Annotated in this window: 7 protein-coding genes; 4 read left to right on the forward strand and 3 right to left on the reverse strand. The window is 67.3% G+C overall.

The window, feature by feature from the left end:
- Nucleotides 1-5: 5 nt before the first annotated feature.
- A complete protein-coding gene (locus ACZ5PO_RS00785; protein ID WP_464189265.1) occupies nucleotides 6-1,127 on the reverse strand; it encodes a sugar ABC transporter substrate-binding protein in 1,122 nt (373 codons plus the stop codon).
- Nucleotides 1,128-1,427: 300 nt separating this feature from the next.
- Between ACZ5PO_RS00785 and ACZ5PO_RS00790 the strand changes: the two genes are divergently transcribed.
- From ACZ5PO_RS00790 to ACZ5PO_RS00800, 3 genes are all read left to right on the forward strand, one after another.
- Nucleotides 1,428-2,846, forward strand: a complete 1,419-nt coding sequence (locus ACZ5PO_RS00790; protein ID WP_464189267.1) for an amidase — start codon at nucleotides 1,428-1,430, stop codon at nucleotides 2,844-2,846.
- 418 nt (nucleotides 2,847-3,264) lie between these two features.
- Complete coding sequence (locus ACZ5PO_RS00795; protein ID WP_464189269.1) at nucleotides 3,265-4,248, forward strand: helix-turn-helix transcriptional regulator; 984 nt, start codon at nucleotides 3,265-3,267, stop codon at nucleotides 4,246-4,248.
- Nucleotides 4,249-4,768: 520 nt separating this feature from the next.
- Nucleotides 4,769-6,676 (forward strand): CHASE2 domain-containing protein, encoded by a 1,908-nt coding sequence (locus ACZ5PO_RS00800; RefSeq protein ID WP_464189271.1) that lies wholly within the window; start codon nucleotides 4,769-4,771, stop codon nucleotides 6,674-6,676.
- A gap of 8 nt (nucleotides 6,677-6,684) precedes the next feature.
- Here ACZ5PO_RS00800 and ACZ5PO_RS00805 read toward each other — a convergent pair whose 3' ends face one another.
- Nucleotides 6,685-7,959, reverse strand: coding sequence for an allantoate amidohydrolase (locus ACZ5PO_RS00805; protein WP_464189273.1), 1,275 nt, complete (start codon nucleotides 7,957-7,959; stop codon nucleotides 6,685-6,687).
- 345 nt (nucleotides 7,960-8,304) lie between these two features.
- On the opposite strand from ACZ5PO_RS00805, the gene ACZ5PO_RS00810 reads away from it, so the two are divergent.
- Nucleotides 8,305-9,318 (forward strand): LysR family transcriptional regulator, encoded by a 1,014-nt coding sequence (locus tag ACZ5PO_RS00810; RefSeq protein ID WP_464189276.1) that lies wholly within the window; start codon nucleotides 8,305-8,307, stop codon nucleotides 9,316-9,318.
- A gap of 42 nt (nucleotides 9,319-9,360) precedes the next feature.
- On the opposite strand, the gene guaD is transcribed toward ACZ5PO_RS00810, so the two are convergent.
- Nucleotides 9,361-10,731 carry a guanine deaminase gene (guaD, locus tag ACZ5PO_RS00815; protein ID WP_464189278.1) on the reverse strand — a complete coding sequence of 457 codons (1,371 nt, stop codon included), beginning with the start codon at nucleotides 10,729-10,731 and terminating at the stop codon, nucleotides 9,361-9,363.
- Between the last annotated feature and the right edge of the window lie 9 nt (nucleotides 10,732-10,740).

The raw sequence follows: 10,740 nt of genomic DNA on the forward strand, positions 1-10,740 counted from the left end.
CGACCTCACTTATAGACTGCGAGCAACTTGTTCAGCGCATCCATGTCGGCGGTCGTCGCCAGCTCGTTGGGCGCGAGGATGTTGGTCTCGCCCTTGCCGGAGATGGCGTGCAGCGCGGCGTCGACGATGGAATAGCCCAGCAGATCCAGTCGGATGGCCGCCGTCGCCTTGTAGTAGGTGCCCTTCTTGATCTCGGCGAGCGCCTGCTCCGAGCCGTCCATGCCCCCGATATAGACGTCGCCGGGATTGATGCCGGCGTTCTGGAAGGCGCGAGCGGCTCCCACGCCCGGATCGTCGGTGCTCCCAGCGATGAAGATCCGCAGGTTGGGGTTTTCACGTAGCGCCGTTTCGGCCATCGCGAGCCCGCATTCCTGATCAGCGCAATCCTGCGCCAGGACGATCGGAATGCTCAGCTCCTTCAACGCGGCCGAGGGGATTTTCCATTGTCCGGCCAGCGAGGGCTCGATCGACAACTGGGTCACCGCGGCGACGGCGCCGCCCTTGGGACGATGCTCTTTCGCCCATTGCTTGACATGCTCGGCGATCAGCTCGCCGGCCTTGTTCGTGTCCCAGCCCACCGAACCGTCCTGGCCCTGCATCGGCTTGGTGTAGGTGAGCCATTTGATGCCCTTGCCCTGGGCTTCCTTTTGCAGGCGCACGAAGGCCGAGGGATCGACGGGACGGATCACGATGGCGTCGACGCCCTGCAGGATCCAGTTCTCGACGGCTGCGCGCTGCGTTTGCAGGTTCAGGTTCGTCGTCGCGTCGATCAGCAGCTTGACGCATCCGACGTCCGCGGCGCGACGCTCGGCGTATTTGGCGACGGCCTGCACCGCCTTGGCCTCGCTGACGGGGTGGCTGTAGCCGATGGTGTAGGTCTTCGCGCAGTCCTTCGCGGCGGCACGGGCGGGCTGCATGAGACAACCCAGGGCGACAGTCGAGAGGACCAGAGCCAAAGATTTGGCGATTCTGTCATGCGTGATCATGCGATTCCCCGTCTGATCTTCTGTGGTTGCGGCGGCGTGGAGACAATCGGCCGGGCATGCGATCCGCGTCGGGGCATGTATCCGAAGGCCGCAAGGCTCATGCGGCACGGACGCTAGCACCGCCGTCGACGCCCGAGACATTCGCTAAATGACGGATTTTTGCCGACGGCCGCGCCGCCCTCGGGGGGCGAGCCGCTGCGAACACGGAAGACGCGGCACAGCCCGAGGCAAGGGCAGGCCGACCACTCCTGGAGCGGGACGAGCCGGCACGGCGGCGCTCGGCCCGGACGGCCCGAGCCGGGCTCAATATCCGATATATGGCGTATTTCCTGAAATCACAGCGCCAAATACTCATAAATCGCTGGATTCAGCTTTCAACGCCGCCGGCACGCGACGCGCAATCCCATCGCACGGGCCGCGTTTTGCATAAGGAGCACAACCTTGACTGACCTACACTTGGTGCAGGCGACGCAACTGGCAGAGATGGTGCGGAACCGGGAGGTCACCGTCACGCAGGTCGCTGAGGCGACCATCGCGCGGATCGACGCGGTCAACCCCAGGCTCAACGCCCTCGTCCATGTGGATCGGGAGCAGATCCTGAAGGACGCCAAGGGCCTCGACGCAGCCGTGCAACGCGGCGACGAGCTCGGCCCGATCCATGGGGTTCCCTTCACGATCAAGGACAATACGTCGATGAAAGGGCTGCCGTTCACCAGCGGCTTCAAGCCCAACCATGGCAACGTAGGCACCTACGACGCGGTCGTCTACGAGCGGCTGCGCGATGCCGGCGGGTTGTTCGTCGGCAAGACCAACCTGCCGGAATTCGGCTACTACGGCGGCTGCGAGGGCCACGAGTACGGCGCCGCGCACAATCCCTTCAAGCAGGGCTATTCGACCGGGGGATCGAGCGGCGGCGCCACGGCATCGGTCGCCGCCGGCATCACGCCGCTCGCCGAAGGCAATGACGGCGCCGGCTCCGTCCGGATTCCGTCGTCTCTGAGCGGCACGGTCGGCCTGAAGCCGACCGTCGGCGTGGTTCCCGACACGCTGTTCCCGAACCGCTATCACTCGTTCCTGTTCCACGGCCCGATCACGCGCACCGTGGCGGATTCCGCCCTGATGATGGATATCTGGTCAGGTCCGTCCGACGCCGATCCGAAGACGATCGAGAAGCCCGTTCCATCCTTCGTCGAGGCGATCGAAGGCGACGTCGAAGGGCTCCGGCTGGCTTGGTCGGACGATCTCGGGACAGGGGTCCATGTCGACCCCGAGGTGATCGCCATCTGCCGAAGCGCGCTGGAGGATCTCGCGAAGATCGGCGTCACGATCGAAGAAGCGGCGCCCAAATGGGAAGGCGATATCTCGCTGGCCATGTGGCATGGGCTCTGGGTGCCGGCCTTCGCGGAAGTCTATGACGCCTACGATTGGGACGATCTGCACGGCCAGGTGGACGACAATCTCATACTGATCATGAAGGAGGCGGAAACCACCACCGCCGTAGATGTGGCGCGCGGCAGCGCCATCCGTGGCAAGATGTGGGACACCTTCACCGCCTTCATGCGGGACTACGACGTGCTCGCCTCGCCGACGCTTGCGTCCGCCAGCTTCCCGCACGGGGAATTCTCGCCCAGATGGCTCCACGGCAAGTCGGTACGGGAGCAAATCCTGGACTGGCTGCTCACCTATCCGTTCAACATGCTGTCGAATCCCGCAATTTCCGTTCCCGCCGGCTTTACCAAGGACGGGCTGCCGGTCGGCATCCAGTTCGCGGCTAGGCCCCGGCAAGACGCTCTGCTCCTGAGGCTCGCCCGCAACCTCGAGAAGGTGCGTCCCTGGGCCGATGCCTATTTGAAGATCTGACGCGTCTTCTTCACGCGAACCGGCTCTCGCCTCGTTCAAACAGACTTTGGGTTGCAGTTCGACGTACATCCGCCTCGACGGCTTCGTCGAGGCGGCACTCTGCAACTTCGTTGGCGCTGTAGGGATGGGCGACGACAGGAGCCGCCCTGGTCTGCCGGTCGACGCCCCATCGCCAAGCGATCGGGCGACTGCAACTGGGAACATCTGCGCTCGCCCGACTGTCGAGCGGCCCCCTGTGCAACGACCGTCCCGGATATCCGGACTATTGACAGGAAGCCGACGGCCGAGCGAGTTTTGGCGCGAGGCGGCTGCCGCGTCTGGCCTTTGGTCGTCAGAGAGCGAAGAAGCGACCGCGCAGAGGGGTCGATTGGCGCCTTAATTGCATCGCCCTTCGTAATCGGACAGCGGAGTGGCGGCCATGCTAATTCCTCTCGATATCGCAGCCATCGCGACGGCCTCTTCGCCGTGCGATCCCGCGTCCGGCCGGGAAATGCTCGATGTGATGATGTCCCGGCTGCCCTTTGTCGCCTCCTGTCTGACGGTCTACAATCCTCTCGACGGAACCCATCGGACCATCGCGTCCAGCGGCTATGATCCGAAAGTATTATCTTATCTCAGCGGTCGGTTCGTGAGCGAAGATGTCGCCTACGACTACTACCAGCGACAGGGGCGTCGACAGAAGGCCTTGAAATGGGCCGAAATGCCGTTCGACTACCAAGACTCCTACTCGGTTCAGGAGGTCTTTCTGCCTGCGGGCTTCCATGAGGGCATCACGCTGTGCCTCTACAGCCGGGACGGCCGGTACACGGGCGATCTGCACATCAGCACCGACGATCCCCGTTTCCCGTCCTCGGACATGATGGCGGACATCGTACAGTGCCTGCAGACGATCCTGGGCAACTTCACGGACCTGCTGCGGGACGCGACCTGCCCGTATGCCAGCAGATTCAAGAACGGAAGCGGCTGCGTCATCACCTCGGCCGGTCAAATTGTCGATCTTCCGGGTATTCCCCGACCGCTGGAGCCATTGCGCGAGGAGTTGAACACGTGTCTCGCACGCTTCGATCCGCATCAGATACCGGAGGTTTTCCTCTACAAGCACCAGTCCGTTTGGTACCGGGTCTACACAGGCCTGCTGCAAGGTGGCGCGCGGGCGCTCGTGACCGAAGAATGTCAGCTCCCTTATGGGCTTACGGCGCGCGAGCTCGAGATTATCGAGCTGCTGATCTCCGGCGCGACAAACAATGAAATCGCATCGAAGACGTTTGTCGCGCGCTCGACGATCTCGAAGCACCTCGAGAATATATTTGATAAGCTCGGCTGCAACAGCCGCACATCCGTGGTTTCCACCGCGCTGACCTATAATTTGCGCCGCCTCCCTGCGGCACGCAGTTCTGCATAAGCGACCGATCCGCCGAGCTGGGCCCGCGCCCGGCCGACCTGGCAGGTCAGCGTCTTCTCCACCCGACCACCTGCCTCAGGGGGTGACGAAGCAGTGCCTGCCGCGGTCGGTCGAGAGCGAGCAGCTCGGCAAACCGGTCGAGCGCGTAAGGCAGCAACGACGGGAAGCTTCACGTCGCGATAATATTCGCAATGCTCCGCGGCGCCGCCGCGACACCATTGGACAGCCGGCGCGGTCGAGCCGAAGGGACGCCTGCGCGTGTCACGCCGTCGAGCCTCCGCTCATCGTCGCGAAACACCGTCTGCCGTCCCGGGGGCTGGCGGCCCGTTGCACAACCCGGTACGACAGGCCGACCGAGGTTCTCCGCGCAGCGGTCACGATGGCCAGTGTCGTCGTTCAGTGGCTATGTGTCGCGAGCCTGGAGCGCTTCTCTGCGATTGGGTGGAGTTCATCCGATTGCGAAATGCTCTGGTCGGCCTGCGAGGAGGCGTACCGGGAGACGATCGAGAGAGAGCATGCGTTGGGTGATCACGCCGGCGGCGCCGCGGTCGAGCCGGCGTTCGCGGCTTTCCCGATGACGGGCCGCTGGAGGATCGTGCCGGCCCTGGTGGCGCTCGGGCTGGCGCTCGCCTGGTCGGGGTTGCTCGGCGCCTGGCACCTCGCCGGCCGGGCGACGGTGCTGGACCGGCTCGAGGCGCCGCTGCTCGACCTGCGCTTCAGTCTGGCCGGTCCGCGGCCGGCGCCCACCGATATCGTCATCGTGGCGATCGACGACGCGACGGTGGCGCAGAGCGGCATCTATCCGCTGCCCCGCGCCACGGTCGCGGCGCTGGTCGACATCGTCGCGCGGCAGCGGCCCAGAGCCCTCGGCCTCGACCTGCTCTTTTTCGACAAGGGCCCGGACGCGGCCGATCAGGCGCTCGCCGCGGCGCTCCGCCGGTCCGGCACCATCATCGGCTCCGCCGCCCTGTTCGCCCGCGGGCCCGACGGTGCGCTGCGCGACCGGGCGCATGGCGACATTCCCGTGGCCGCGCGCATGCTCTGGCCGACCGATGTCCTGGCTGCCGATGCACCGATCGGCCTCGTCAACATTGCCGCCGACAACGGCGGAACACCGCGGCACGTGCCGCTGCTGGTGCGCGCGGGCGCCGACCTCCTGCCCTCCTTCGCCCTGCTGCTCGCCGCCAAGGCGGCGGAGACCGAGCCGGTGTTCGAAGGCGATCAGGTCGTTCTCGGCACCGTCGTCAGCGGCGTCGACCAGGGCCGCCACCTGCCGCTACGCTTCTATGGCCCGCGCGGCGCGATCAGGACGATCCCGGCCGAGCAGATCCTGCACGATGGCCGGATGGCCGAGCAGCTCGCCGACAAGATCGTGGTCATCGGCACCACCGCCGTCGGCACCGGCGATACCTTCGCCACGCCCTATGATCCCGTGCTGCCGGGCGTCGAGGTGCTCGCCACGGCCGTCGGCCATCTGCTCACCGGCGACGGCCTCGTGCGCAGCCAGGCGATCCGCCGCATCGACGTGGCCGCCGCCGTCGCCATGGCGGTCCTGGCGGCGCTCGCCCTGTCGCTCGCCCCGTGGGGCATCGGCATCGGCGTGGTGGTGCTGGCGGCGGCGGCCTGGCTTGCGGTCACCCTCGCGGCTTTCGCCCACGACGCCTGGCTGAGCGCGGCACTGCCGCTGGCGGCCATGGCGCCCGTCATCCCCATCGCCGTCGCCGGCCGGCAGATCGGCGACCGCCTGGTGCAGCGGCGTCTCGTCCAGGCCAAGCAGGCCCTGGCGCTGTTTCAGCCGCCGGCGCTCGCCGCCCTCATCGCGAGCGATCCGGGCTTCCTGGCCGAGCCGCGGACGCAGGCGACGGCGGTGCTGTTCGTCGACCTCACGGGCTTCACGCGGCTGAGCGAGCGGCTCGGCCCCGAGGCCACCCGGACGTTCCTGAAGGACTTCCACGGGCTCGTCAGCGACGTCGTCACCACCCACGGCGGCATCGTCATGAACTTCATGGGGGACGGCGCCATGAGCGTCTTCGGCCTGCCCGAGCCGGCGCCCGGTGACGCCGCCCATGCGCTCGCGGCCGCCGGTGACGTGGTGGTCAAGGTGCGGGACTGGCTGGCCACCCGGCCGGAATGCCGGCCCGGCACGATCGACCTGCGCGCCGGCGTTCACTACGGCGAGGTCGTGTTCTCACGCCTCGGCGCCAGCGATCATCAGCACATCACGGTGGCCGGCGACAGCGTCAACGTGGCCAGCCGGCTGCTGGAGGTCGGCAAGCAGGCCAAGGCAGCCCTCGTCGCCAGCGACGACGTCATCGCCGAGGCCCGTGCCGCGGGCGCCGACACCGGCATCTTCGAGGACCAGCGGACGGTCACGATCAGAGGCCGCCGGCAGCCTCTCGCCGTCCACTTCCGCTGGATCGCGACATAGCGTTCTCTCTAACCGGTCCGCCGCTCCGCCGCCTGCGGACGGAAGTTCTCGATGACGGACATCATGACCCGAGCGCCGGCGTCGACGTCGGCGAGCTCGGCGTGCTCCGCCGGGCTGTGGCTGACGCCGCCGCGGCAGCGCACGAAGATCATGCCGATATCGGCGACGTCGACGATGGCCATGCCGTCATGGCCGGCGCCGCTCGGCAGCTCCAGCACGCGCAGGCCTTCGCCGCGGATCGCCTGCGCGATCTGCTCCCTGATCCAAGGCGCACAATGGGCCGTGCGGCTCTCGTGCGTGACGTCGATCTGCGGGACGAGATCGCGCTGCCTGGCAATGTCTTCGATCCTCCTCACGACGGCGGCGACCGCCAGCCGGCGCCGATCGTCCGATTCGCAGCGAAGGTCGATCGTAAAGGCCGCGTGGCCTGGGATGACGTTCATCGCGCCGGGATCGGCGCGGACATAGCCGACCGTGCCGACGACGCCGGCGAGCGATCGGCAATGCGCCTCGACCGCGAGGATGCATTCGGCCGCGCCCGCCAAAGCGTCGCGGCGCAGGTGCATCGGCACCGTTCCGGCATGTCCCACCATCCCGGTGAGCTGGACCGTGAGGCGCGTCGCGCCGCTGATCGCGGTGACGAGGCCCACGGAAATGTCCTCGGCCTCGAGCACCGGCCCCTGCTCGATATGGAGCTCGAGATAGCCGATGAACTCCCTGCGGATCCGCGCCGCGGCGCCCACGTGCGCCGGATCGAGCCCGAAACTGGCCATCGCCTCGGACATGCGGACGCCGCCTGCGTCCTTGAGCTCGAGGACGCTCTCGACGAACGTCCCGGCGAGCGCGCGGCTGCCGAGCAAGGTCGCCGGAAAGCGCACGCCTTCCTCGTCGGCGAAGCCGACGACCTCGATGGCGAAGGGCAAGCGCCTGCCCCTTTGGTTGAGATCGCCGACGCATGCGATGGCGGTGACGATGCCAAGCGGCCCGTCCCATTTCCCGGCGTCTCGCACGGTGTCGTAATGGGATCCGAGCAGCAAGGCCGGCGCGCCCGGGCTCTTGGCTTCGTAGCGTCCGACGACATTGCCGATCGCGTCGAGGTGCGCGGTCATGCCCGCCTCGCGCATCCAGCCGATGATGAGGCTGGATGCGCGCTTGTGCTCGGGAGACAGGAAGACCCGGGTCAGCGCGCCTGGCGTCTCGGAGATGGCGCCGAGCTCCTCGACGCGCCCGACGATTTCCTCGCCGAGCGATCGCAGCCGTGCCGGGGGCGCCTGAATACCCATGCCGTCAAATCCTCAGCAAAGCCTGCCGGCGATCACGACCGCCGCCTTTGCCGGGCCGGCGGCACCGGACCGACACGCGCCGTGCCCGCGGCGCGAGATTGCTCCGGCGAAGCCGACGCTGGCAAGTTCCGCGCCATGGCTTGCGGCGGTCCCGGGGCTCCTTCGCCGTGCAGCGCCGCCTACGCCGTGCGTTCCGCGCGAGGAGCCCGGGCCACGCGCTCGCCGCCGGCGCCGCGCCTGTCGGGGCACGCAGCTCTTTGAAATTGCGTCATAATATTGTGGAATGAGACATGAGGTATATTGTAGGGTGCGGCATGAGTCCGCGAATGACCGGGTCCGGCCTGCATGGCTGGTAGCGACGAAAGCCCGCCGAAGCTCGGCGGACGCCCCATCGAAGCCCGGCCGCGCGATCACGCGCTGTCGCCCGCCCTGATGGTGCGCGTCTTTCACCAGCCGGCGCTCGTCTATTTCAACGCGGTCGCGGAGCATTTGTCCGTGCGCGAGGCGGCACGTCGGCTCAATGTCGCCTCTTCGGCGGTGACGCGGCAGGTCGCGAGCCTCGAGGACGCGCTCGGCATGGAGCTGTTCCAACGCGAGGGGCGACGACTGAAGCTCTCGCCTGCGGGCGAGATCCTCTTCCATCACGCGCGCCGCCTCACCGCGCCGCTCGAGGCCGCCCTCTCCGAGCTCGACATGCTGCGCGGGCTGAAGATCGGCTCGGTCCGCATCGCCACTGTGGAGAGCGTCGGCCTGTCGGCCATGCCGGCGTTGATCGCCGATTTCGCGCAACGCTATCCCGGCATCCACCTGGACGTTTCCGTCGGTTCGTCCGCCGACGTGATCGCGCGAACCGCCGAGGGCCTCGTCGACGTGGGCTTCAGCTTCATCACCGGCCCGTCGCGGGGCATCGAGGTCGCGGTGCGGCGCGACATCAGGCTCGGCGCGGTGATGCGGCCCGATCATCCGCTCGCCCACATCCCCCACCTCACCCTCGCGGCCTGCCTCGAGCACCCGACGGCGGTCGCGAAGCCGGGCATTTCGATACGCGAAGTGATCGAGCCCTTCCTTCAGCGTGTCAATCTGGCACGCCGGCCGCTGGTCGAGGTCGATTCGATCGGCATGCTGGTCGAGCTTGCGCTGATCGGCCGGCATGCGTCTCTGATGACGCCGATCGGCGCGCAGAACGAGATCAACGCCGGCACCCTGGTGTTCCGGCAGCTCGAGGATCCGGATATTCCCGCCAACCGCTTCGGCCTCATCGTTCGCGCCGGCGGCCATCTGCATTTCGCGCCGGCGGTCTTTTATGACTGCGCGAAGCGGCATTTCGAGGAGATCAACCTTCCAGGCTCGATCGGCTGATTCTGGCGCCCGCTTCAGCTCAGCAGATGAGCTAGGCCAAGCCTACGCCATCGCCGCCGGCTCGACGAAGGGCTCGCCACGGTCGCGGTCATAGACGCATTCGCCGGCGACGTAGGTGGCGCGCACGGCGCGGTCGTCGCCCAACGTCATCAGCACGAAGAGGCGCTCCATGAGATCGGCGCAATGCTCGCTGCGGAAGGCGAGCAGCGGCGTGGCGCGCCCGTCGAGGATGCAGATGTCGGCGTCGAATCCCTGTTCCAGCCTGCCGAGCCGGTCGTCGAGGTAGAGCGCCGTCGCGCCGCCGAGCGTTGCAAGGTAGAAGGCCTGGATGGGGTTGAGGCTCTGCCCCTGGAGCGCGGCGACCTTGTAGGCCTCGTTGAGGCTTTGGAGCTGCGACAACGAGGTCCCCGCGCCGACGTCCGTGCCGAGCCCGACCCGGACAGGCCGCCTCGGATCGAGGGCGTCGAACAGCCGGAACAGGCCGCTGCCCAGAAACAGGTTGGACGTCGGACAGTGCGAAAGCGCCGCGCCGGCCCGATGGCAGGTGCAGAAATCCTCCTCCGCCATATGGACGGCGTGGCCGAACACCGAGCGGGGGCCGACCAGGCCGGCGTGGGCATAGACGTCGAGATAGCTCGAGCGCGCGGGAAAGAGGCTCTTCACCCATTCGACTTCGTGCACGCTTTCGTTGAGATGCGTCTGCATGAACAGGCCCGCGTGCTCGCGGACGAGGGCGCCCGCGGCCTCGAGCTGGGCCTCGCTGCTCGTCGGCGCGAAACGCGGCGTCACGCAGTAGTGCTGCCGCCCCTTCCCGTGCCAGCGGGCGATCAGCGCCTTGCTGTCGTCGTAGCCGCGCTGCGCCGTATCGAGCAGCGCCTGCGGCGCGTTGCGGTCCATCAGCACCTTGCCGGCGACCATCAGCGTGTTGAGCCGATGGGACTCCTCGAAGAAGGCATCCACGGACTGCGGATGGACCGTGCAATAGACCGCGGCGGTGGTGGTGCCCCGACGCAGAAGCTCCCGAAGGAAGAACTTCGCGCTGACCTGCGCGTGAGCCGCGTCGGCGAACTTCTGTTCGGTGGCGAAGGTGTGCTTCTCGAGCCATCCGAGAAGGCTCGAGCCGTAGGCGCCGATCATCTCGACCTGCGGATAATGCACATGGGTATCGATGAAGCCCGCGGAGATCAGCGCATCTTCGTAGTGGACGATCTCCGCTCCGGCCGGCAGGGTCGGCGCGAGCTCGGCATAGGGGCCGAACGCCTTGATGCGGCCCGCCTCGATGACGACGAGCGCGTCCTCGTGATGGACGAGACACGTCTCCGCCGGCTGGTCGAACGGATTGCCGCGGAAGGAGATGGCGCCCCCGCGCAGGGCCTTGATCGCTGTCACTCGGAAACTTCCTGAGGTGGACATGGACGGGAC

The sequence above is a fragment of the Chelatococcus sp. KU-N122 genome (assembly GCF_055391085.1).

What these genes read in the sequence shown, in the direction of transcription:
- ACZ5PO_RS00785 (WP_464189265.1), bottom strand. Translation starts at nt 1,127, where the DNA reads ATGTCTCGGGCGTCGACGGCGGTGCTAGCGTCCGTGCCGCATGAGCCT.
- ACZ5PO_RS00805 (WP_464189273.1), bottom strand. Translation starts at nt 7,959, where the DNA reads ATGGGTATTCAGGCGCCCCCGGCACGGCTGCGATCGCTCGGCGAGGAA.
- guaD (WP_464189278.1), bottom strand. Translation starts at nt 10,731, where the DNA reads ATGTCCACCTCAGGAAGTTTCCGAGTGACAGCGATCAAGGCCCTGCGC.
- ACZ5PO_RS00795 (WP_464189269.1), top strand. Translation starts at nt 3,265, where the DNA reads ATGCTAATTCCTCTCGATATCGCAGCCATCGCGACGGCCTCTTCGCCG.
- ACZ5PO_RS00810 (WP_464189276.1), top strand. Translation starts at nt 8,305, where the DNA reads ATGGCTGGTAGCGACGAAAGCCCGCCGAAGCTCGGCGGACGCCCCATC.